Raw genomic sequence first — 21,058 nt, forward strand, 5'->3', positions numbered from 1 at the left:
CTCGTGAAGTGGTGTGGTCTGTGTGAGTATTCGTGATATTTCCACAGATAACTAAATATGCTGCCCTGCCCCGGCAGCGTCAATCACATTCGTACAGTGTGTGGCTCAGCGCTCACAGTTGTAGGTTAAGCTTGCGGTTTTTACACTGAGAATCAAGACACATGGAACCATTGGATATCGTCGACACGCAGAGCGACGCGCCGGCCACCGGCAAGAAACTGAACGCGACCGTCGCCATCACCGTCGCCTTGCTGGCCACCTTCATGGGCATCTGCAAGGTCAAGGACGACAACATCAACCAGAGCATGCAGCAGGCGCAGGCCAACCGGGTCGACCACTGGGCCTTCTACCAGGCCCGCAACGTGCGCGAGGAAGTGGCCAAATCGACTGTGGTGCAGCTGCGCCTGGCCGCGGCGGGCAAGCCGGCCGCCGAGCAGGCGGCGTATAGCGAAGCGATACAGCAGTATGAAAAAATCGCGCAGGACCAGGCCGGCAAGAAGGCCGACGCCAAGGCCCAGGCCGAGCAAGACCAGAAGACTTACGACGCCGCCAATTTCAAGGACGACCAGTTCGACCTGTCCGACGCGCTGCTGGCGATCGCCATCTCGCTGCTGGCCATCACCGCGCTGACCCAGCTGTGGGCGCTGTACTTCACGGCGCTGGTGCCGACGGCGTTCGGTGTGCTGATGGGATTGTCGGGACTGGCCGGCTGGGGCCTGCACCCGGATGCGCTGATCGCACTGCTGTCCTGACGCGGCCGCAGCCCAACCGCGGATCAGCCGCCGATCACGCGGTTGCGGCCGGAGCGCTTGGCCTCGTACATGGCGGCGTCGCCGGCGGAGATCAGGCGTATCAGGTCGTAGCCATGCTCGTCCGACGACACCACGCCGACGCTGGCCGTGTAGCGCACCGACAGCGCGTCGATCTCCACCAGTTCCAGCTCGATGCGCGCGCGCAGGCGCTCGGCGACCTTGATCGCCGCATCGCGGTTCAAGCCGTCCAGCACCAGCACGAACTCCTCGCCGCCGAAGCGCGCCAGCAGATCGTAGGGCCGCAACTCCAGCCGCAGTATGCGCGCCATGTGGCGCAGCACTTCGTCGCCGACCGGATGGCCGTAGGTATCGTTGATGGTCTTGAAGAAGTCGACATCGATCATGATCACGGCCAGGCTGCGCCGCCCGCGCTGCGCCCGCAAGCCCACGCGCTTGCCCTGGATCTCCAGGCCGGCCCGGTTCAAGGCGCCGGTCAGCGCGTCCAGCGTCGACAGCTTGCGCAAGCGTTCCGCATAGCGCCACATCACCATCAGGATCAGGCCGAAGGCGATGCAGACCTGTGCCAGCGGGATCGCCAGCATGCTGGCCCCCATCACCACGGAGCCCGGCACGTCGGCCGGATCGCTGTGGAACACCATGTTCATGCCGCGCGCGAACAACGCCAGCCCCAGCACGGTGAAGCCGGCCACGCTGATGACGATGCCGCGCCAGCCGCCATGGCGCGCGAGCGTCAGGGCGCAATGCCAGTTCAGCAGGGCGAAATAGAAACCGCTGTAGCACAGCCGCGCGCGCAGGCTGGGCACGATGAAGGTGAAGTAGGCGGGGATCAGCAGCGCCACCGCCGTCACCACGATCGCCTCGCGCCAGCGCGGCACCTCGGAGCAGTAGACGCGCAGGCCGCGCAGCACCAGGCCCATGCCGAAGGCGATCATGCCGTAGCCCAAGATGGTGTTGAAGATGTCCGGCACGCCGTACATATTGGCCATCGCCAGCCCGAGCGACACCACCAGGTTGCCCGCCGCCCACCAGCGCTGCTCGGACGGGCTGCCGGTGTAGCAGGCGGAGGCAACCAGCAGCGCCGTCGTCAACAGCGTGATGCAGACCTGAACCAGTAAGAGAGTGTCGAGATTGAGCACGCCGGAGTCCGTCCTGAGGATGCCCCAATGTATCGCAGCCCACGGCCAGTGGCAATCGTCCATGCAAGAAAGAAACAAAAAAAGCTGCCGAGGCAGCTTTTTTGGAGACGCCGGGCCAAATCCGGCTCAGGCTCAGGCCGCGCGGCGGCGGCGTGCAACCACGCCCATCAGTGCCAGGCCGCCCAGCAGCATGGCATAGGTTTCCGGTTCAGGAACCGGCGTAGCGACGTAGCCTTTGAAAGGCTCGTAGCCGATCTCGACGGCGCTGATCAGGGACTTGGCGACGATGCTGCCTTCCAGGTGGCCGGCGCCCGACAGTACCGCGTCGTTAGCCAGCACCGAGCCCCAGACGAAGGTGTTGACCTTGACCACGTTGGCGTCGTTCAGGTTGAACAGCACGTTGGCGCGCAGCTTTTCCAGCAAGCCATCCTGGCCGCCGCCGAAGACCACGTCGCCGCTGCCGGTCACGTTGATGACCACGGTGGCGCCGTCTTTCACGTTGCTCAGCGTCAGGTTGCTCAGGTTGCGGGTGTTGACGTTGAACACTTGCAGGCCGGCGGTGTTGTTGCCGACCAGCTCGATGCCGCCGTTGGCGAAATTGACCGTGCCGTTGCCGGCCTGGCTGTTCAGAGTGTTCGACAGGCCGGTCAGCTGGGTCTTGGCCGCGCTGAAGTCGGTATAGCTGGAGATGTTGGCCTTGCTCAGGTTCAGGTACGACGACGAAGTGTTGTTGCCGCCGTAGACGCCGTAGCCGTTGTAGTTCTTGGTGTACTCGGTGATCGGGCCGATCGACGCGTTGGTGTTCACATTGGTCAGCGGGGCGGCATAGATGTCGCCGCTGCTCAGTTTGACGTTGCCGCCGACCACCACGCTAGGCGCGGTCACGCCGTACGGGGTGCGGTAGCCGATCGAGGCGCCGTTAGCCGACAGGTTGCCGCCGACGGCCAGGCGGCCTTCGACGTCGGTGAAGTTACTGGCGTTGCCGTAGAAATAGCCGCTGTAGCCGGAAGCGAGGCCCAGGTCGAAGCTCGGTGCTGCGGCCTGGGCGCTGCACACGGCAGCGACGCCCAGCACCAGCGGCAAAATGCGGTGCATCAAAGTGGAAATGGTCATGGTATGTAATTGGTATGTTCGTTGAGAAACAGGGAAAACCCGCAAGCAAGGGCTGAATTATATCTCATTAACAACATCAATAATATTCTTGATAAGAAAAATATTTTATCTATATTACCAATACAATACCAATAATATGCCGCGCATGATGATGGCGTATCGGTTAAAGTGATGCTTATAGCAATCCACCGACTAGACCATGGCCTACCCTATCGAGCACAAACTGGTGATCGGCATCGCTTCCAGCGCGCTGTTTGACCTGACCGAATCGCACAAGATCTACCTGGAAGGCGGCGCCGAGGAGTACCGCAAGTACCAGGAGCAAAATATCGACGTCATCCTGGGCAAGGGCGTGGCCTTCCCCTTCATCCGCCGCTTCCTCGGCATCAACAAGCATTACGCGCAATCGGCGCCGGTGGAAGTGGTGCTGATGTCGCGCAATTCGCCGGAAACCGGGCTGCGGGTGATGAATTCCATCGCCCACTACGGGCTGGACATCTCGCGCGCCTGCTTCGTCACGGGCAAGTCGCCGTACAGCTACCTGCCGGCCTTCAATACCTCTTTGTTCCTGAGCGCCAACGAAGAGGATGTCCGCAACGCGCTGGAGGCCAATTATCCGGCCGGCCTGGTGCTGCCGTCGCGCACCGAGGACGATGACGACGAGGAATTGCGGGTCGCTTTCGACTTCGACGGCGTGATCGCCGACGACGAATCGGAGACCGTCTTCAAGCGCAACAACGACGTCGACGAGTTCCACGCGCACGAGCGCGAGCGGGTCGCCATCCCCCACCAGCCCGGCCCGCTGGCCGACCTGTTCCAGAAGCTGTCGCTGATGCAGCGGCTGGAAGAGCGGGCCCAGCGCCGCGATCCCTCGTACAAGCGCATCCTGCGCATCGCCATCATCACCGCCCGCAGCGCGCCATCGCACGAGCGCGTCGTCACCACGCTCAAGAGCTGGGGCGTGTCCGCCAACGAGACGTTTTTCCTGGGCGGCATGGAAAAAGCGCGGGTGCTGGGCATCTTCAAGCCGCACATTTTCTTTGACGACCAGCTCAGCCACCTGAAGTCGGCCGACGGCAACATACCGATGGTCCATGTGCCCTTCGGCATAGCGAACCGGCCGCCCAAGCCCGCCTGAGCGGGGTTGCGCGGGGTTGAGCTGACCTCGGCGGGAGGACGGTGCTTCGTCTATAATGTCGGCAGCGGCATTGCCCCACCGGCGGTGCATTGAGGTCTCCTTAACCGTTGAATGTGTGTTGTGTCCCTGGTCTTAAAAAACTCCCTACCAAAACCCGGCACCCGCTTCGCCCTGCCTGCGCTGCACGGCTCGTCGGACGCCTACGCACTGGCGCTCACCGCGCTCGAACTCAAATCCCAGGGCCAGATGCTGGCCGTGATCGTCGCCAACGCCAGCGACGGCCAGCGCCTGCTGGACGAGATCCCGTGGTTCGGCGGCGACCAGCTGCGCTGCCACCTGCTGCCGGACTGGGAAACCCTGCCCTACGACGCTTTCTCGCCGCACCAGGACCTGGTGTCCGAACGCCTGGCCACGCTGCACGAAATCACCAGCGGCCAGTGCGACGTGATGCTGGTGCCGGCCACCACGGCGCTGGTGCGCATGGCGCCGCCGTCGTTCCTGGCGGCCTACACCTTCTTCTTCAAAAAAGACGAGTCGCTCGATGAAGCGCGCCTGAAATCGCAGCTGACGCTGGCCGGCTACACCCACGTGGCGCAGGTGATGTCGCCCGGCGAGTACTCGGTGCGCGGCGGCCTGATCGACCTGTTCCCGATGGGTTCCGCCCTGCCCTACCGGCTCGACCTGTTCGGCGACACCATCGAAACCATCCGCACCTTCGACGCCGACACCCAGCGCTCGCTGTACCCGGTCAACGAGGTGCGATTGCTGCCCGGCCGCGAGTTCCCGATGGACGAAGCTGCGCGCACCACCTTCCGCAACCGCTGGCGCGAACAGTTCGAAGGCGATCCTTCGCGCTCCGTGGTGTACAAGGACATCAAGAGCGGCATCGCCTCGGCCGGCATCGAGTACTACCTGCCGCTGTTCTTCGACGAAACGGCGACGCTGTTCGACTACCTGCCGCAAGGCGCGGCGCTGGCCCTGGTCGGCGACATCGACGCCGCCATCAAACGCTTCTGGACCGACACCGGCTCGCGCTACCGCTTCCTGAAGGCCGACCGCGAGCGCCCCATCCTGGCGCCGGAAGCGCTGTTCCTGTCGGACGAACAGTTCTTCACGCTGGCCAAGCCTTACGGCCGGCTGGTGGTATCGAAGGACGCCGACAGCGGCGCCTCCGAGCTGTCGGCGCCGGTGCCCAACATCGCCGTCAACCGCCACAGCGAAGACCCGCTGACCAATCTGCGCGCCTACCTGCTGCAGGCGGGCCGCCGCGTGATGATCTGCGCCGAATCGAACGGCCGCCGCGAAACGCTGCAGCAGTACTTCAACGAATACGACCTGGCGCTGACGCCGGTGGAAGGCTACGAAGGCTTCGCCACCTCCGGCGAAAAGCTGATGCTGGGCGTGGCGCCGCTGCACGCCGGCTTCGAGCTGTCGACGCCGGGCGAGCACCTGATTTTCATCACCGAGACCGAGCTGTATGCGGGCTCCGGCCGCCGCGTCGGCAAGAAGAAGCAGGAAGCCGTCACCCAGGTCGAATCGATGGTGCGCGACCTGTCGGAACTGAAGATCGGCGATCCGGTGGTGCACATCAACCACGGCATCGGGCGCTACATGGGCCTGACCAGCATGGACCTGGGCGAAGGCGAGACCGAGTTCCTGCACCTGGAGTACGCCAAGGACACCAAGCTGTACGTGCCGGTATCGCAGCTGCACGTGATCTCGCGCTACTCCGGCGCCTCGCCGGAAGACGCGCCGCTGCACGCGCTGGGTTCCGGCGCGTGGGAGAAAGCCAAGCGCAAGGCCGCCGAACAGGTGCGCGACACCGCCGCCGAGCTGCTCAACCTGTACGCCCGCCGCGCGCTGCGCCAGGGCCACTCGTTCGAATACTCGGCGCACGACTACGAACGCTTCGCCGACAGCTTCGGCTTCGACGAAACGCCGGACCAGCAGGAAGCGATCAACAACGTCATCAAGGATATGACCTCAGGCAAGCCGATGGACCGGCTGGTGTGCGGCGACGTCGGCTTCGGCAAGACCGAAGTGGCGTTGCGCGCGGCCTTCATCGCCGTCATGGGCGGCAAGCAGGTGGCGATCCTGGCGCCAACCACGCTGCTGGCCGAGCAGCATGCGCAAACCTTCGCCGACCGCTTCGCCGACTGGCCGGTGCGCATCGCCGAAATGTCGCGCTTCCGCACCGGCAAGGAGATCACGCAGGCGATCAAGGGCATGGCCGACGGCACGCTGGACATCGTCATCGGCACCCACAAGCTGCTGTCGGACGACGTCAAGTTCACCCGCCTCGGCTTGGTCATCATCGACGAGGAGCACCGTTTCGGCGTGCGCCAGAAGGAAGCCCTGAAATCGCTGCGCGCCGAAGTCGACGTGCTGACGCTGACCGCCACGCCTATCCCGCGCACGCTGGGCATGGCGCTGGAAGGCCTGCGCGACTTCTCGGTGATCGCCACCGCGCCGCAAAAGCGCCTGGCGATCAAGACCTTCGTGCGCAGCGAGGGCGAATCCATCATCCGCGAAGCCTGTTTGCGCGAATTGAAGCGCGGCGGCCAGGTCTACTTCCTGCACAACGAGGTCGAGACCATCCAGAACCGCATGGCGATGCTGACCGAGCTGCTGCCGGAAGCGCGCATCGCCGTGGCCCACGGCCAGATGCACGAGCGCGACCTGGAAAAAGTGATGCGCGACTTCGTGGCGCAGCGCTACAACATCCTGCTGTGCACCACGATTATCGAAACCGGCATCGACGTGCCGACCGCGAACACCATCATCATGCACCGCGCCGACAAGTTCGGCCTGGCGCAGTTGCACCAGCTGCGCGGGCGCGTCGGCCGTTCGCACCACCAGGCCTATGCCTACCTGCTGGTGACGGACGTGCAGGGATTGACCAAGCAGGCGCAGCGCCGCCTGGACGCGATCCAGCAGATGGAAGAACTGGGCAGCGGCTTCTATCTCGCCATGCACGACCTGGAAATCCGCGGCGCCGGCGAAGTCCTCGGCGACAACCAGTCGGGCGAGATGACCGAGATCGGCTTCCAGCTGTATTCGGACATGCTGAACGAAGCGGTGCGTTCGCTCAAGGCCGGCAAGGAGCCAGACCTGGCGGCGCCGCTGGCCACCACCACCGAGATCAACCTGCACGTGCCGGCGCTGCTGCCGGCCGATTTCTGCGGCGATGTGCACGAACGGCTATCTATTTACAAGCGCATGGCCAACTGCAACGTCCAGGACAAGATCGACGACATGCAGGAAGAAATGATCGACCGTTTCGGCAAATTGCCGGACGCCGTCAAGGCCCTGATCGAGACGCACCGCCTGCGCATCGCCGCCAAGACCGTAGGCATCATCAAGATCGACGCCCATGGCGAGGCGGCCACGCTGCAGTTCATGGCCAAGCCGCCGATCGACCCGATGCGCATCATCGACCTGATACAGAAGAACCGCCAGATCAAGCTCAATGGCCAGGACAAACTGAAGATCACCGCCGCCATGCCGGACCTGGCGGCGCGTGTCGCCCAGATCAAAGGTGCGATCAAACAGTTGACCGCGTAAGCCTTAACACGTAACTTGGGCGCTTAGCCCAAAAAACGCTATATGCCTGAATGAAGATGAAGAACGCAAAAAACACCATGAATCTTGTGCTGCAAGGGTTGGACGATTGCAAGGCCCGCCTGGAGCGCATCGCGGCGCTGACGGCGCCGAAAAACATCACCTGGCTGAACGACCGCGCGCTGCGCTGCGAAGGCATCACCTTCTCGCCCGCGCTGCGCCAGACCATCGAAGTGGCGGCCCAGGCGGCGCAGCTGGACGCCACCTACTCGATCGGCATGCACAAGATGAGCGAGTTCAAGCTGGTCGCCATGGACATGGATTCGACGCTGATCACCATCGAGTGCATCGACGAAATCGCCGACATGCAGGGTCTCAAGCCTCAAGTGTCGGAGATCACCGAGGCGGCGATGCGCGGCGAGCTCGATTTCTCCGAAAGCCTGAAGCGCCGCGTGGCGCTGCTGGAAGGCCTGGAAGCGTCGGCGCTGGAGCGCGTGTACGAAGAGCGCCTGCAGTTGTCGCCGGGCGCCGAGGCCATGCTCAAGGCGGTGCAGCAGGCCGGCCTGAAGACGCTGCTGGTGTCGGGCGGCTTCACCTACTTCACCTCGCGGCTGAAAGAGCGCCTGGGCCTGGACTACACCCACGCCAACGAACTGGAAATCGTCGACGGCCGGCTGACCGGCCGCGTGGTCGGCGGCATCGTCGATGCGGAAGAGAAGAAGCGCACGGTGGAGCGCGTGTGCGCGGAGCTGGAGATCGAGCCGTCGCAGGCGATTGTCATGGGCGACGGCGCCAACGACCTGAAGATGATGAGCATTTCCGGCATGTCGGTGGCCTTCCGCGCCAAGCCAGTGGTGCGCGAGCAGGCCAACGTCGCGCTCAACTTCGTCGGCCTGGACGGCATCCTCCCGCTGCTGACCTGAGCCGCCGGTCTCACTCCTGACGGCGCGCGACCTGCTCGGCCCCGAGCAGGCGCACGCCGGCCACGCTGCCGTTGTCGCGCTGGTCGAACTCCACCCGCAGGCCGCCCCAGCGCGTGATGAACACACCCTTCCCTGCGGCCTCCAGCTCAACTGCCGGACCGCCGTTCATCTGCGCATACAGTTTCTTGCGGCGCTCGGTCACGGTCAGCGTGCGGCCGTCTGCCAGGTCGTACTGTCCCTTGAAGTCTTGCAGCTCAATAGTTTGTGCCGGTTTCTCGGCCGCGCCGGCGGCGCATGGAACGCAGCAGCACAATGCCAAAGCCCAGATTAAAGTACGCATGATATTTTCCCGTTCAGGTAGTATCGCCATCGCTCTCAATGTGGATGGCAATGACTCACTGTAGGCAAAATAACCATGACCCGCGCGCGGCATCCGACCAAGCCCCAGTTTGTGGCGACGAATGGTCGTTATCAGGGGTTAAACGGGACGCCCGGTTTAGGCGATCAGCACGCCGCTGCGCGCCACCGAGTAGATGACCTTGCCGACGCGTTCATAGTCGATGCTGCTCTCTACCTGCAAGTCTATCCGCTCGATTTTCTGCTCGAATAGCAGCTTGACCAGTTCCTCGGCGGTGCTTACGTTGGTGCCTAGCACCTGGATCTGGTCCTTGCCGACGACAACCAATGTTGGCGGCGCAGGCGATGCAGTCCAGGCGGGAGGTAGTTTATTCATGGCGATATCAAACACAAAATTTGACTAAAATGATAACATCAAAGCCCATTTGTCATTGCCTTTATCGCCGCCTTTATTCATGATCCGCCACCTCCTGCTCTGCGCGCCGCTGCTGGCCGCCGGCGCCAGCCACGCCGCCGAATGCCGCTACACCGAACTCGCCACGCTGACTATCGGCGCCGACGACCAATGGGGCCAGCCCTACATCGATGCGCAGATCAACGGCAAGCCGGTACGCATGCTGATCGACACCGGCGCCTATAAAACAGTGCTGGCGCACGCGGAAATCGAACGCCAGCAACTGCGGCTTACACCCACGCAGGACAAGGCCTACGGCGTGGGCGGACAGGCGCAGATGTACGCCGCGCGTCCCGACGAAGTGATCATCGGACCTGCGCGGGTGCGCCAGGCCTTGTTCCCCGTGATCGAAGGCTTCGACCATCCCGGCTACGGCGGCATCGTCGGCGCGGACTATCTGCTGCAGGCCGATCTCGAAATCGCGCTGGCGGACAAGCAGCTGAAGTTCTTCCGTGCCGAAGGCTGCGAGGACAAGTCCCTGGCCTATTGGGATGTCAACGCGCTGGACGTGCCGCTGAGGATTCCGGCCCAAGACAGCCGCGCCACGGTCCCGGTGGAGCTCAACGGCAGCAAGCTGACGGCGCTGATCGACACCGGGGCCACCGTCTCCACCATCACCCAACACGCCGCGGAGCGCCTGGGCTTCGCCGTCGACGGCGCCGGCGTCCGCTCAGGCAGGCGGCTGGTGGGCGTCAACGGCAAATCCCGGCGTGCGTGGATCGCCACCTTCGACAGCTTCGCGATCGGCGAAGAGAAGATCGACCATCCGCGCCTCACCGTGATGGAAGACGGGGAAGAACTCGATACCCGAAGCCACCAGATGATACTGGGCCGCGACTTCCTGCGCGCCCACCATGTGCTGCTGTCGAAGCAGCAGCACCGCTTCTACTATTCCTACCTCGGCGGACCGGTGTTCTCCGCCTCACACTGACCGGAGACGCGATGAACGACTACATCATCCTCATGCTCGACGATGCACCCGACAGCAGCGACGGCGACTGGGACGGCTACATCGCCGGCCTGCGCCAGACCGGCCAGTTCGACGGCGGCAGTTCCATCGGCAGCGGCCAGCGCCTGAAGAAAGGCCAGCCGGAGCAGGCGGCCGGCTTGAACGTCACAGGATTCATCCGCGTGCGCGCCGCCAGCATAGCCGACGCCAAGCTCCTGCTGGCCGGGAATCCCGACTACGAAGCCGGCGGCAGCGTGGAAATCCGCGAACTGCCGCCCGGCTGAGCGGACTGCGACATCACTGGGGTTTGGGCGGGCGGATGCCGGTGTACTGCGCCGACGCCAGCTTCCACTTGCCGCCCTCGTTCACCGCGACATAGCCGACACGCAGAGCGAAGCTGCGCTTCTCGGCATTGGGCACGGCCACCGTGCCGGACAGCTTGACCAGGATGGTGCCGGTGTTGCCGTGCATCTGGATGGACGGTTCGGACACTTCCATCGTCGGCGCTTCGCGCTTGTTGGCCGGCAGGTAGAAGCCCAGCACCTTCTCGCGCGGATCGACCTCGCCCAGCGGCGACACTTCGTAAAAATCGCGCGTGACGATGGCGTCGATCTTCGACGGCTCGAAATCGCGCTGGGCCTCGGTATAGGCCTGCACCAGCTTGAGCAGCTGCTGCGGCACGGCTTCCTGCGCATGCACCTGCGCCGCGGCCAAGGCCAGGACGGTCGCCGCCAGCAAAACGGATTTGAATTTCATGCGGACTCCTTATTGAGCTTCCGGCGCGGAAGCGCCAGCATTATCGAGGGCCGGCGCCGCTTCGGCCACGCGCGGCAGGCGCATATTGCGGCCGCCCTGCTGCAGCGTCACCGCTTCCACCTGCCCGGCCGCGTCGCGGTTCAATTCGAGCTGCGCATCGACCTTGCGCAGGAAGAGCAGGTTCGCCGACTCCGCATAGATGGGCAGCACGCCCTGCCCTTGCAGCTGCGACGTCATGCCGCTGCCGTTCGTGCGCAGCCACAGGCGGCGGCCGTCCGGCATCGTATAGGTGCCGGCGATGGCGGCCATCTGCGCAGCCGACAGCGCGATATCCTTGCGCTCAGACGGCAGCATATATTTGGCGTTGCGCGCAGCCGCCGTCAGGCCTGCGGTCAGCGACTCCAGCTGGCTGCCTTCGACGTTACTGAGCACGATCACGCTGATCTTGTCGTCCATGCGGTAGCGCACCTCGGTGGCGAAGCCTTCGATGCCGCCGCCGTGGCCGACCTCCTTGCCGCCGTCCTTCTGCTGGATGCCCAGCCCGAAGCCGTAGCCGGAGTGATAGGGCGTGGTCATCGCCTCCAGCGACGCCGGCGACAGCAGCCTGCCTTCATACAGGCCGCGCTGCCAGCGCAGCAGATCGCCGGTGGTGGAGTACAGCGCGCCGGCGGCGTGCGGGATGCTCATGTTGATAAAGCCTGCATTGCTCACGCCTTTTTTGCTGCGCGCATAACCGGCGGCGCGGTTCGGCAGCACAGCGGCGTTCCAGTCGTAGCCGCTGTCCTTCATGCCAAGCGGCTCGAAGATATTCTTGCGCACGAAGACGTCGTAACCCTGGCCGCTGACCTTCTCGATCAAGGCTCCCAGCAGCACGTAGCCGGTATTGCTGTAGTTGAAGCGCGAGCCGGATTCGAACTCCAGCGGCAGGTCGCGCACCAGCGCCACGACTTCCTCAGGCTTCCTGGCGAACGGCTCGATCGACTGGTATTCCTTGGTCGACGTGAAGTTGGCGATGCCGGAGGTGTGGTTCAACAGCTGGAATATCGTCACCTTGCTCCACGCCGCGGGCAGGCCGCCCAGGTACTTGCTGACCGGTTCGGAGACCTTGAGCTGGCCGCGCTCCTGCAACAGCAGCACGCTGGCGGCGGTGAACTGCTTGGTGACGGAGCCGAGGCGGTACTTGGTGCTCGGCGCGTTGGGGATGTTCCATTCCAGGTTGGCCGAGCCGTAGCCCTTGTCCAGCAAGACCTGGTCGCCTTTGGCCACCAGTACGGCGCCGGAAAAATGGTCGTTGGCGGCGGCCGAATCGACCAGCGCCTCGATGCGTTTCAGATCCTGCGCCTGCCCTGCTCCGCCGGCCAGCATGGCCGTGGCCAAGCCTGCAGACAGCATCCACTTGCGATATTGCGACATGGTTGTCTCCTGATGCGGATCGCTCCCGAATGGCGATCAACCGGCGTATGCTGCCACCATCTTATGTTTTTCGCAATTGCTTTATCAAACCGTCGGATGCGTCTTCGATATAGTCGAGCACCAGATCGAAACCGCGCCCGCCGCCGTAGTACGGGTCGGGCACCACATCCGATCCGCTGCGGCTGGCGTGCGCCATGAACAGGCCCAGTTTGTGTCGGTGCTGCGGCGGACAGGCCGCTTCCAGCAGGCTGAGATTGTCGTAGTCCATGGCCAGCACGTGGTCGAACTCTTCGAAGTCGCGGGCCGCCACCTTGCGCGAGCGCTGCGTGGACAAGTCGTAGCCGCGCCTGGCCGCATACTCCATCGAGCGCGCGTCGGGCGGCTCGCCGGCGTGGTAGCCGTGGGTACCGGCCGAATCGATGCGGAACTGGCCGGACAGGCCGGCCGCCTCCACGCGATGGCGGAACACCCCCTCCGCCGTCGGAGAGCGGCAGATATTCCCCATGCAGACGAACAGCACCGAAGTTTTCGCCATGAGAGCAAGCCACTTATATAATTAATATGTTTATATTTTATAGATTAAATCCGCATCTCGCGACACGCCGGCAAAATAAATGAACCGCCCCAACGACCAGTCTCCCCGCGCCGAATACACGCGCCGCATGAACCGTGTGCTGAACTACATCGACGCCCATCTGGACCAGCCGCTGGAACTGGCGCAGCTGGCCGATGTCGCCAACTTCTCGCGCTTCCACTTCCATCGCATCTTCCAGTCGTGGATGGGCGAAACGCTGGGCGACTATGCGCGCCGGCGGCGGCTGGAGAAAGCCGCCTTCCGTCTGAGCTGCACGCCGCCCGAATCGGTGCTGGAGACGGCGCTGGCCACCGGCTTCGGTTCCGGCGAAGCGTTCGCGCGCGCCTTCAAGCTCAGGTTCGGCTGCACGCCGACCGAGTGGCGGCGCGACACGCGCGAGCGCCTGGCCTCGCAGGCGCTCGGCGGCGACCGGCGCGCGCAGAGCAATCTGGATCAGGTACTTGGCAAGTACGATCAGACGCCGCAAACCGGCATCGGCGACGATGACATCTCCAACCACCCATCAGGAGATTTCAATATGGACGTTAAAGTGATCGACTTGCCCGCAGCCCGCGTCGCCTACCACCGCCACATCGGCCCTTACGGTCCGGGCATCGGCGCCTTCTGGCGCGGCACGGTCGCGCCGTGGGTGCAGTCGCACGGCCTGGGCCAGGCGCTGTGCTACGGCGTCGGCTACGACGACCCGAGCATCACGCCGCCCGACAAATGCCGCTACGACGCCTGCGTGACGGTGCCGGAAAGCTTCACCGCCGCCGGCTCGGCCGACATCACCACCCTGCCCGGCGGCCGCTACGCCGTCGCCCGCTTCGAAGGCCAGCCCACCGCCATCGCCGACGCCTGGACCCGGATGACGCGCAACTGGCTGCCTTCCAGCGGCCTGCAATGCGACGACCGCCCCTGCTTCGAAATGTTCACGCCCGAACTGGCGTTCGATCCGCAGACCGGCGCCATGACCTGCGACATCTGCATTCCGGTGCGGCCGCTGTAGCGAAAATTCTCGCTGCCGTAGCTGGGCATCGCCCGGGAAGTGTGATATTTTTCACAATTCGCACAATACGGGAGGGCGACAGCATGCAACAGGATTTGAGTTTTTTGAACTTGGGGCACGGCCGCAACACGCGCCGCTCCAGCCTGGCGTTGATCGTCGCGCTGCACTTGCTGATCGTCTGGTTCATGCTGCAAAAGACCGGCAAGATCACGCTGTTCACCTACGAGGCGCCGAGCCGGATCACGCAGGTCTCGATGCTGAGTTCCGGCGCCGGCTCCAGCGCGGCGCCGGCTGCGGACATCGCCGTCGACAGCATGCCTGCGCCGGCGATGCCACGGCTGGATTTCGGTCCGTCCTTCACCATCAAGGCCGAAGCCACCACGGAAGATGCGGCGATTGTGCACGCCAGCCCCCGGACCTCAACGCAGGCCGCAACTCCGGCCCGCAACGAGCCGGCGACGCCGCCACTATCGCCACCGGACCGCGCAACGGCTGCCACTGCGGCCACGGCGTCGAACGCCGGTTCGGCGGCCGACCGCTCGGCAGGACCGGGCACCGGCGCCGGCACGTTGGCGGGCAAAGGCGCGGGCAGCAGCGTGGGGCCGGACGCTTTCGAATCGCTGCCGGTGGCGGTGCTGGCCATCGAATGCGATACGCCGGCCTACCCGCTCGACGCCATGATGAAAGGCCAGGAAGGCGTCGCCCGCATGGCCCTGCTGATCGACGCGCAAGGCCGCGTTGCCGAATCGCGCATCATCAAATCGACCCGCTCGTTCTCGCTGGACCGCGCCTCGCGCGAGGCCATCGCCCTGTGCCGCTTCGTGCCGCCGATGCAGAACGGCGTAGCGGTCGGCGGCTGGGTATCGCTCAAATACACGTGGCGGCTGCGCGAATCCATGGGCGTGTTCCGCGACGGACCTTGACGACACTGTGCGCCGCCTGAAATACGGCGTCGCTATACTGGCAACCACTACCTCGCAAAGGAGCGATCATGTCACAAGAACTGGTACTGGATAATCGCCTCGAATCGGCCAAGACCACCGCCTGGTGGCTCTACATTATCCATGCGGTGAGTTTCATCTTTTCGCTGGGCCTGTTTTCCGTGCTGCCGCTGGCGATCAACTACCTGCAGCGGCCCAGCACCGAAGGCACGTTCGTCCACACCCACCACAGCTGGATGATCCGCTCGTTCTGGTGGTACGTGGCGTTTGTCGCGATCGGCGCCGTGCTGTTCATCACCATCATCGGCATACCGCTGGCCTACCTGGTCTGGCTGGGCGCCTGGCTGTGGAAAGCTTATCGCCTGATCAGCGGCATCGTGCGCCTGAACCGCAACGAAGCGGCCAACGTCTAGACGGCGGGCAGCAGCGCTTTCAGCGCGTCGACCAGTTGCGCGCATTCGCCGTCGGTGCCGATGGAGATGCGCAGGAACTGGTCGATGCGTAGCTGCTTGAAGTGCCGCACCAGGATCGCCCGCTCCCGCAGCCCCGCCGCCAGTTGCGCGGCGTCGTGCCCGGGATGACGGGCAAAGATGAAGTTGGCCTGCGATGGCAGCACGTCGAAGCCCAAGGCCTGCATCTGCGCGATCAGCCATGCGCGGGTGGCGATGATGGCTTGCGAGGTTTGCTCCATGTAGGCCGCGTCGTCGATGGCCGCCACCGCGCCTGCCTGGGCGACCTGCCCCAATGGATAGCAATTGAAACTGTTCTTCACGCGCTCCAGTCCCGCGATCAAGTCGGGATGGCCGACCGCATAACCTACCCGCAGCCCCGCCAGCGAACGCGATTTGGACAGCGTCTGGATCACCAGCAGATTATCGTAGCGGCCCAGCAGCGCAATGGCGCTCTGGCCGCCGAAGTCCACATAGGCTTCGTCGATCACCACCACCTGGTCGGGATGCGCGGCCACCAGCGCCTCGATACGCTCCAGCGGCAGCCCGATGCCGGTCGGCGCGTTGGGGTTGGCGATGATGATCGCACCGCACGGACGGTTGTAGTCCGCCACATCGATCTCGTAACGCTCGTTCAGCGGCACCTGCACCGCCTCGATGCCGTACAAGCTGCAATAGGTCGGATAAAAACTGTAGCTGATGTCGGGACAAAGCAGCGGCAACGCGTGCTTGAGCAAGGCCTGGAAGGTATGCGCCAGCACCTCGTCCGAGCTGTTGCCGACGAAGACCTGCTCGCGTGCGAGGCCGTAGCGCCGGGCCACGGCGTCCTTCACGGCGGCGTTGCCGGGGTCGGAGTACTTGCGCAGCTGGTCGCCGACGGCGGCCTGCATCGCTGCCACCGCCCTGGGCGACGGGCCGTAGGGATTCTCGTTGGTGTTCAGCTTGACCAGGCCGGGCATCTGCACCTGCTCGCCCGGCGTGTACGGCGTCAGGCCGTGGACCACATCGCTCCAGTAGCGGCTCATTGCAGCTCTCCCAGCGCGCGTTCGATGTCGGCGATCAGGTCGTTGATGTCCTCCAGGCCGACGTTGAAGCGCACCAGGATGCCCTTGTCCTGCCAGTCATTGCGCATGCGCTGGATACGGTAAGGCATGACCAGGCTGTTGGCCCCGCCCCAGCTGTAGCCGATCTTGAAGAACTTGAGCGCATCGACAAAACGGTCGGTCTGCGCTTCCGTGTAGCGTTCGTCGAACACCACCGAGAACAGGCCGCCGGCGCCGCTGAAGTCGCGCTTCCAGATTTCGTGGCCGGGGCAGTCGGTAAAGGCGGGATGCAGCACCCGGGTGATTTCCGGGCGCGCCTGCAGCCACGCGGCCAGCTTGCGGGCCGCAGCATCGTGCGCGTCGAAGCGCAGGCGCATGGTCGGCAGGCCGCGCGCGACCAGGTAGGCGTCGTCCGCGCCCACGCCCATGCCGAGCCGCATGTGCGAGAGGCTGAGGCGTTCGTGCAGCGCAGGATCGCGCGTGATAACGGCGCCCATCAGCACATCCGATCCGCCAGACTGGTACTTGGTCAGCGCCTGCATGATGATGTCGACGCCCAGCTCGAAGCCGCGCAGCGCCAGGCCGGCCGACCAGGTATTGTCCAGCGCAACCACCACGCCGCGCTCGTGCGCCGCCTTGCAGATGGCCGGCAGGTCCGGCACTTCCATCGATACCGAGCCGGGGGCCTCGGTCCAGATCAGCTTTGTATTCGGCTGGATCAGCGCGGCGATGCCCTCGCCGATCAGCGGATCGTAGTAGCGCGCGGTGACGCCGAAATCGGCCGACAGCCAGCTCCCCAATTCGCGGTTGGGGTTGTAGACATTGTCGGGCAACAGCACATCGTCGCCGGCCTTGAGCAGCGCGAAGTCGACCATCGCGATGGCCGCCAGGCCGCTCGGCGCCAGCAGGCAGTGCTTGCCGTCCTCGATCTCGGCCAGGCGCGCTTCCAGCGTGAAGGTGGTCGGCGTGCCGTGCAGGCCGTAAGTATAGGCGTTCTTCTCTTTCCAGTCGCCCGAGCGCATGGCCGCCACGTTCTTGAACAGAACCGTCGAGGCATGATGGATGGCCCCGGGGAAAGCAGCAAAGCCTTCTGGCGCCTGGTAGTCGGTATGGACGAGCGTGGTCTGGAGAGATTTTGGGATAGTCATGGCTTGATTATAAACGCATTGCGCGGCCGGCCTGGCGCAGCCCCACACCTTTGACACACCTCAAACTTCAATTGGCGTCGATCGTTAAGTTAGTACTCATGTCCGCCCCCCCACCAACCGTTCAAGGAGAACGTCATGTCGCAACCGACCACATGTCACGATCAAGAGTTGAAACTGAATCTCACCGAGGAACAACGCAAGGAACTCACGCACTTTATCGCCAGCAGCGGCCGCGTCAAGCTGGATATCGACCTGCTGTTCGAAGGGGATGTTTCGGTGAAGGCCGTCGCCCCCGTTGCAGTATTGGTCGGCAACGCCATCTGACCGCAGCGAGGCGAGCATGGTCCCGGACGTCCGCATTCGTCAAGAAGACTTCGGTTTCATCCTGGCGTTCGGTACCGGCGAGATCGGACTGTACAGCCATGCAGCCGCAGGCGCGCTGTTGCATGGCACGACGCGGGAAGCGCTGGAGCCGTACCGTCTGCCATCCGTTCCGGTCAGGGATGAGTTTCATCTTAGCGCGCCGCTCATCGTCTGGTTCGAGATTACCCGCGCCTGCAACCTGACATGCCGGCACTGCTACATCGAGGCCGGCAAGCCAAGGGACCAGGAGCTATCGACACCCGAAATCTTCGACGCCCTCGACCAGATGAAAGCGGCGGGCGTGTTTGCCCTGGTGCTGGTTGGCGGCGAGCCGATGATGCATCCGGATTTCCTGGACATCGTCAATCACGCCAACCAGCTTGGTTTCGTCATCTCCATCGCGACCAACGGCGCCTACATCACGCAAGAGCTCATCGATCGCCTGCCGCGCAAGGAATGCGTGGTCAGCGTCAGCGTGGACGGCACAGCCAAGCACAAGGAGTTGCGCATCCGCTCCACATGGGACGACGTGCGCGAACGCATACTGCTGCTGCGCAGGAACGGCATCCCGACCGCCATCATGTCGACGCAGACGGCAGGCAATGTGCACGAATTGCAGACGCTGCTGGACTTCGCCCGCGAGCACCAGTGCTTTTTCGGATCGACGCCGATGAGCCCCATCGGTCGCGGCAGGTTTTTCCCGCAGTATCAACCGCAGGCGGACATAGTCGAGGAGACCGCCCGGCTGTATATCGCCGACAAGCTCCACGACCAGGTCATGAACGATACCGTCGGGCTGTGCGTGGCCAAGTTTCTGGACGAGTGTCACAACATCGCGAAGGCGACCGGCCGCGAATTTTGCGGCGTGGCGATGGCCTACCTGATGAGCGACGGCTCGCTGTATCCATGCTCGATTTGCGCGTCGAATGACAAGTTCCTCGCCGGCAGTCTGCGCGAGCATACGTTCCAGCAGCTGTGGCGGGATTCGTTCAAGGATATCCGTCAGTTCACTTACGACAAATTCAAGGAGTGCCCCAACTGCGAGCTGTCGCGCGATCCCTACTACTGCACTTCGCGCTGCGCCGTGATGGCCGAACTCTATACCGGAGACCCGCTCGGCTGCGGCTCCACACCCTTCGTGAAGGCCAGCCTCAAGCGCCGCACCGAACTGCTGCAGACCGAGTTCCCCGGCGCACCGGTGGCGACATGAACGGCAACGGCGCGCGGCGGATCATCCCCGTCATTACCGGCATCGGCCATGGGCAGACCGAACTGTCCGCCTACGACGACGCGCTCTGGAAAACCGGCATCGGCAATTTCAACGTGATCGCGCTCTCCAGCGTGATCCCGCCGGGATGGGAGCCTGTGTTGCAGTCGGAGCCGGACCTGCGCCGGAAGTGGGGCAACCGCCTCTACGTGGTGCAGGCGGCGGCGTCTTCCAGCGGGCTGCGCGACACCGGCCTGGCGGCAGGCATAGGCTGGGCCATCTTCGACCATGGCGGCGGCGTATTCGTGGAGCACCACGGGGCAGCGGCCGATGCCGCCAGCGCCTTGCAGGCAGTCGAGCGCGACATCGAACTATCGATCGCCGACTTGTGCGAGCGCCGCGCCGCCGTGCCGGCAAGACTAGGCAAGGCAACCATCTCCGCCACGGCATGCGGGCCTTGCTGTGTACTGGCCGTTGCCGTATTCCAGCAAGAAGACTGGTGAAAGGACGCCACATGCCCATCGCGCATTTCCGCAATCAACCGATCGCCTACGATGACCATGGCGACATTCCGCTCGATGTGCCATTTCGTTCGCTGCGTCCCGAGGACATCAGCCTCTATCTGCAACTCGACACCACCGTAGGCCGGAAAACCTGCCGCCAGGCGTGCGTGCACTGTTTTTACATCAACCAACCGGCGGCCGCCAACCGCTCCATCGACCTGGTCGAAGGCCGCCGCATCATGGACTGCCTGGCGGTGCAGGGCTACCGCGTCTTCCCCATGATTTCCGACAGCTTCGGCGGGGATGGCATGTTCCTGCGCCTGTTCGGCGACTCGCACAACCGGGATTTTCATCAGGAAGAAAACCGCAGGCCAACCAAGACCATGCAACGCGGCGACATGTGGACCAGCGGCGCGCCCCTGCTCGATGCGCAATGGAAGGAATATTTGTGGACCGGTATCGAGAACGGCTTCGGCAATGTCACCATCACCTTTCACGGCATACTGGACAGCGATCTGAAGCTGTTGCCGGCGGAAGAGTATCCGATCAAGGGTGTGTTTGCGGGCCGCGACTGCGAGCGCGTCATTGCGCGCATTCACGCGTTCAACAGCGAGGCGCAGCTGGCGGCGCCGCTGGACATCAATATCGGTGTGACGATCGGCAAGCATAACCACACCAGGGAGCATCTGCTGCGCTACACCGCCTACTTTGCGAGGCTGGGCATTTCAGTACTGCGGTTCAATGCCTTCCACGATCATGGCGGCCGGCTACCGCAGCTGCCGCTGACGGCGGCTGAACGAGCTCAATGGTATAGCGACCTGAAATGGGTACATGAAAATGTCCCGCTGGATTTTCAGCTCGGTGTGGATGAGGATTTCGGCAGCAGCGGAGTCGAGGCCATGGGATTCCCACCGCATGTGGGGTGGTGCCGCGCGGGCCAGCAGCTGTTCGCCATCGTCCCCGATCCGCCGCAAACCATCGCGTCCGGAGACTTCGGCCGCATCGAGCACATCGGATCGATAGCCGCCTGCGTCGATGCTTTCCAGCCCATCGTCGGCAAACTGGTGCGGGTGACGCCGGCGGCCGTGGACCAGCCGAGCTACAAGCTGGAGTTCTACCACGACGTTATCGAAGACTTGCAGCGCAAGCGCCTGGACGGCACTTACCGGGATGGCTGCTACGCGCCGGAAATGCTGGCGAAGCGATCGATTGCGATCGCCTCGGCGCATTAAACCGGCACAAAGACCG

22 protein-coding genes are annotated in these 21,058 nt (G+C 63.9%); 13 read left to right on the top strand and 9 right to left on the bottom strand.

Going from position 1 to position 21,058, the window contains the following annotated elements; translation table 11 throughout:
- Positions 1–161 precede the first annotated feature (161 nt).
- The gene (locus GEV01_RS04860; RefSeq protein ID WP_152802125.1) at positions 162–752 is read left to right on the top strand and encodes a DUF4337 domain-containing protein; all 591 of its coding nucleotides are present in this window, start codon (positions 162–164) and stop codon (positions 750–752) included.
- Positions 753–775: 23 nt separating this feature from the next.
- Here the strand turns inward: GEV01_RS04860 and GEV01_RS04865 are convergent, their stop codons facing one another.
- Both GEV01_RS04865 and GEV01_RS04870 read right to left on the bottom strand, forming a co-directional pair.
- A complete protein-coding gene (locus GEV01_RS04865; RefSeq protein WP_328595436.1) occupies positions 776–1,909 on the bottom strand; it encodes a GGDEF domain-containing protein in 1,134 nt (377 codons plus the stop codon).
- A 132-nt stretch (positions 1,910–2,041) separates the two neighbouring features.
- Entirely contained in the window at positions 2,042–3,022 is a 981-nt protein-coding gene (locus tag GEV01_RS04870; protein ID WP_152802127.1) for a choice-of-anchor A family protein, read from the bottom strand.
- Between the two features lie 199 nt (positions 3,023–3,221).
- Here GEV01_RS04870 and GEV01_RS04875 point away from each other — a divergent pair, with 199 nt between their 5' ends.
- The 3 genes from GEV01_RS04875 to serB all read left to right on the top strand — a co-directional run bounded on the left by GEV01_RS04875 (position 3,222) and on the right by serB (position 8,644).
- Positions 3,222–4,160 (top strand): 5'-nucleotidase, encoded by a 939-nt coding sequence (locus GEV01_RS04875; RefSeq protein ID WP_152802129.1) that lies wholly within the window; start codon positions 3,222–3,224, stop codon positions 4,158–4,160.
- Positions 4,161–4,271: 111 nt separating this feature from the next.
- Positions 4,272–7,724, top strand: a complete 3,453-nt coding sequence (mfd, locus tag GEV01_RS04880) for a transcription-repair coupling factor (protein ID WP_152802131.1) — start codon at positions 4,272–4,274, stop codon at positions 7,722–7,724.
- A 50-nt stretch (positions 7,725–7,774) separates the two neighbouring features.
- Entirely contained in the window at positions 7,775–8,644 is an 870-nt protein-coding gene (gene serB, locus GEV01_RS04885; protein WP_408014815.1) for a phosphoserine phosphatase SerB, read from the top strand.
- Between the two features lie 10 nt (positions 8,645–8,654).
- Here serB and GEV01_RS04890 read toward each other — a convergent pair whose 3' ends face one another.
- Positions 8,655–8,984, bottom strand: coding sequence for a DUF3471 domain-containing protein (locus GEV01_RS04890; protein WP_152802133.1), 330 nt, complete (start codon positions 8,982–8,984; stop codon positions 8,655–8,657).
- 156 nt (positions 8,985–9,140) lie between these two features.
- Positions 9,141–9,377: a hypothetical protein gene (locus tag GEV01_RS04895; RefSeq protein ID WP_152802135.1), complete on the bottom strand. Its 237-nt coding sequence runs from the start codon at positions 9,375–9,377 to the stop codon at positions 9,141–9,143.
- A 79-nt stretch (positions 9,378–9,456) separates the two neighbouring features.
- On the opposite strand from GEV01_RS04895, the gene GEV01_RS04900 reads away from it, so the two are divergent.
- Together GEV01_RS04900 and GEV01_RS04905 are read left to right on the top strand one after the other, a co-directional pair.
- Positions 9,457–10,386, top strand: a complete 930-nt coding sequence (locus tag GEV01_RS04900) for a retroviral-like aspartic protease family protein (RefSeq protein WP_152802137.1) — start codon at positions 9,457–9,459, stop codon at positions 10,384–10,386.
- Between the two features lie 11 nt (positions 10,387–10,397).
- A complete protein-coding gene (locus tag GEV01_RS04905; RefSeq protein WP_152802139.1) occupies positions 10,398–10,688 on the top strand; it encodes a hypothetical protein in 291 nt (96 codons plus the stop codon).
- Between the two features lie 13 nt (positions 10,689–10,701).
- Here GEV01_RS04905 and GEV01_RS04910 read toward each other — a convergent pair whose 3' ends face one another.
- The 3 genes from GEV01_RS04910 to GEV01_RS04920 all read right to left on the bottom strand — a co-directional run bounded on the left by GEV01_RS04910 (position 10,702) and on the right by GEV01_RS04920 (position 13,108).
- A complete protein-coding gene (locus GEV01_RS04910; protein ID WP_152802141.1) occupies positions 10,702–11,160 on the bottom strand; it encodes a nuclear transport factor 2 family protein in 459 nt (152 codons plus the stop codon).
- Positions 11,161–11,169: 9 nt separating this feature from the next.
- Entirely contained in the window at positions 11,170–12,573 is a 1,404-nt protein-coding gene (locus tag GEV01_RS04915; RefSeq protein WP_152802143.1) for a serine hydrolase, read from the bottom strand.
- 61 nt (positions 12,574–12,634) lie between these two features.
- The gene (locus GEV01_RS04920; RefSeq protein ID WP_152802145.1) at positions 12,635–13,108 is read right to left on the bottom strand and encodes a low molecular weight protein-tyrosine-phosphatase; all 474 of its coding nucleotides are present in this window, start codon (positions 13,106–13,108) and stop codon (positions 12,635–12,637) included.
- A gap of 79 nt (positions 13,109–13,187) precedes the next feature.
- Here GEV01_RS04920 and GEV01_RS04925 point away from each other — a divergent pair, with 79 nt between their 5' ends.
- The 3 genes from GEV01_RS04925 (at position 13,188) to GEV01_RS04935 (ending at position 15,510) form a co-directional block, all read left to right on the top strand.
- The gene (locus GEV01_RS04925) at positions 13,188–14,156 is read left to right on the top strand and encodes an AraC family transcriptional regulator (RefSeq protein WP_152802147.1); all 969 of its coding nucleotides are present in this window, start codon (positions 13,188–13,190) and stop codon (positions 14,154–14,156) included.
- An 83-nt stretch (positions 14,157–14,239) separates the two neighbouring features.
- Positions 14,240–15,079, top strand: a complete 840-nt coding sequence (locus tag GEV01_RS04930; protein ID WP_152802149.1) for an energy transducer TonB — start codon at positions 14,240–14,242, stop codon at positions 15,077–15,079.
- Positions 15,080–15,147: 68 nt separating this feature from the next.
- Positions 15,148–15,510 carry a DUF4870 family protein gene (locus tag GEV01_RS04935; protein WP_152802151.1) on the top strand — a complete coding sequence of 121 codons (363 nt, stop codon included), beginning with the start codon at positions 15,148–15,150 and terminating at the stop codon, positions 15,508–15,510.
- On the opposite strand, the gene hisC is transcribed toward GEV01_RS04935, so the two are convergent.
- Positions 15,507–16,571, bottom strand: coding sequence for a histidinol-phosphate transaminase (gene hisC / locus GEV01_RS04940; RefSeq protein WP_152802153.1), 1,065 nt, complete (start codon positions 16,569–16,571; stop codon positions 15,507–15,509). The two genes, GEV01_RS04935 and hisC, sit on opposite strands and share 4 nt — an antisense overlap.
- Complete coding sequence (locus GEV01_RS04945) at positions 16,568–17,737, bottom strand: cystathionine beta-lyase (protein ID WP_152802154.1); 1,170 nt, start codon at positions 17,735–17,737, stop codon at positions 16,568–16,570. The genes hisC and GEV01_RS04945 overlap by 4 nt, the downstream gene beginning before the upstream one ends.
- A gap of 135 nt (positions 17,738–17,872) precedes the next feature.
- Here GEV01_RS04945 and GEV01_RS04950 point away from each other — a divergent pair, with 135 nt between their 5' ends.
- Genes GEV01_RS04950 through GEV01_RS04965 form a run of 4 tightly spaced genes read left to right on the top strand, consistent with a single transcriptional unit; the run spans position 17,873 to position 21,042 of the window.
- Positions 17,873–18,061, top strand: coding sequence for a hypothetical protein (locus GEV01_RS04950; protein ID WP_152802156.1), 189 nt, complete (start codon positions 17,873–17,875; stop codon positions 18,059–18,061).
- 16 nt (positions 18,062–18,077) lie between these two features.
- Positions 18,078–19,310, top strand: coding sequence for a radical SAM/SPASM domain-containing protein (locus GEV01_RS04955; RefSeq protein ID WP_152802158.1), 1,233 nt, complete (start codon positions 18,078–18,080; stop codon positions 19,308–19,310).
- Positions 19,307–19,810 carry a pyruvoyl-dependent arginine decarboxylase gene (locus tag GEV01_RS04960; RefSeq protein WP_152802160.1) on the top strand — a complete coding sequence of 168 codons (504 nt, stop codon included), beginning with the start codon at positions 19,307–19,309 and terminating at the stop codon, positions 19,808–19,810. The genes GEV01_RS04955 and GEV01_RS04960 overlap by 4 nt, the downstream gene beginning before the upstream one ends.
- Positions 19,811–19,821: 11 nt before the next feature.
- Entirely contained in the window at positions 19,822–21,042 is a 1,221-nt protein-coding gene (locus tag GEV01_RS04965) for a radical SAM protein (protein ID WP_152802162.1), read from the top strand.
- The last annotated feature ends 16 nt before the right edge of the window (positions 21,043–21,058 follow it).

It is taken from the genome of Rugamonas rivuli, assembly GCF_009380165.1.
Taxonomy (GTDB): domain Bacteria; phylum Pseudomonadota; class Gammaproteobacteria; order Burkholderiales; family Burkholderiaceae_D; genus Rugamonas; species Rugamonas rivuli.

What these genes read in the sequence shown, in the direction of transcription:
- GEV01_RS04860 (WP_152802125.1), top strand. Translation starts at nt 162, where the DNA reads ATGGAACCATTGGATATCGTCGACACGCAGAGCGACGCGCCGGCCACC.
- GEV01_RS04870 (WP_152802127.1), bottom strand. Translation starts at nt 3,022, where the DNA reads ATGACCATTTCCACTTTGATGCACCGCATTTTGCCGCTGGTGCTGGGC.
- GEV01_RS04875 (WP_152802129.1), top strand. Translation starts at nt 3,222, where the DNA reads ATGGCCTACCCTATCGAGCACAAACTGGTGATCGGCATCGCTTCCAGC.
- mfd (WP_152802131.1), top strand. Translation starts at nt 4,272, where the DNA reads ATGTGTGTTGTGTCCCTGGTCTTAAAAAACTCCCTACCAAAACCCGGC.
- serB (WP_408014815.1), top strand. Translation starts at nt 7,775, where the DNA reads ATGAAGATGAAGAACGCAAAAAACACCATGAATCTTGTGCTGCAAGGG.
- GEV01_RS04890 (WP_152802133.1), bottom strand. Translation starts at nt 8,984, where the DNA reads ATGCGTACTTTAATCTGGGCTTTGGCATTGTGCTGCTGCGTTCCATGC.
- GEV01_RS04895 (WP_152802135.1), bottom strand. Translation starts at nt 9,377, where the DNA reads ATGAATAAACTACCTCCCGCCTGGACTGCATCGCCTGCGCCGCCAACA.
- GEV01_RS04900 (WP_152802137.1), top strand. Translation starts at nt 9,457, where the DNA reads ATGATCCGCCACCTCCTGCTCTGCGCGCCGCTGCTGGCCGCCGGCGCC.
- GEV01_RS04905 (WP_152802139.1), top strand. Translation starts at nt 10,398, where the DNA reads ATGAACGACTACATCATCCTCATGCTCGACGATGCACCCGACAGCAGC.
- GEV01_RS04910 (WP_152802141.1), bottom strand. Translation starts at nt 11,160, where the DNA reads ATGAAATTCAAATCCGTTTTGCTGGCGGCGACCGTCCTGGCCTTGGCC.
- GEV01_RS04915 (WP_152802143.1), bottom strand. Translation starts at nt 12,573, where the DNA reads ATGTCGCAATATCGCAAGTGGATGCTGTCTGCAGGCTTGGCCACGGCC.
- GEV01_RS04920 (WP_152802145.1), bottom strand. Translation starts at nt 13,108, where the DNA reads ATGGCGAAAACTTCGGTGCTGTTCGTCTGCATGGGGAATATCTGCCGC.
- GEV01_RS04925 (WP_152802147.1), top strand. Translation starts at nt 13,188, where the DNA reads ATGAACCGCCCCAACGACCAGTCTCCCCGCGCCGAATACACGCGCCGC.
- GEV01_RS04930 (WP_152802149.1), top strand. Translation starts at nt 14,240, where the DNA reads ATGCAACAGGATTTGAGTTTTTTGAACTTGGGGCACGGCCGCAACACG.
- GEV01_RS04935 (WP_152802151.1), top strand. Translation starts at nt 15,148, where the DNA reads ATGTCACAAGAACTGGTACTGGATAATCGCCTCGAATCGGCCAAGACC.
- hisC (WP_152802153.1), bottom strand. Translation starts at nt 16,571, where the DNA reads ATGAGCCGCTACTGGAGCGATGTGGTCCACGGCCTGACGCCGTACACG.
- GEV01_RS04945 (WP_152802154.1), bottom strand. Translation starts at nt 17,737, where the DNA reads ATGACTATCCCAAAATCTCTCCAGACCACGCTCGTCCATACCGACTAC.
- GEV01_RS04950 (WP_152802156.1), top strand. Translation starts at nt 17,873, where the DNA reads ATGTCGCAACCGACCACATGTCACGATCAAGAGTTGAAACTGAATCTC.
- GEV01_RS04955 (WP_152802158.1), top strand. Translation starts at nt 18,078, where the DNA reads ATGGTCCCGGACGTCCGCATTCGTCAAGAAGACTTCGGTTTCATCCTG.
- GEV01_RS04960 (WP_152802160.1), top strand. Translation starts at nt 19,307, where the DNA reads ATGAACGGCAACGGCGCGCGGCGGATCATCCCCGTCATTACCGGCATC.
- GEV01_RS04965 (WP_152802162.1), top strand. Translation starts at nt 19,822, where the DNA reads ATGCCCATCGCGCATTTCCGCAATCAACCGATCGCCTACGATGACCAT.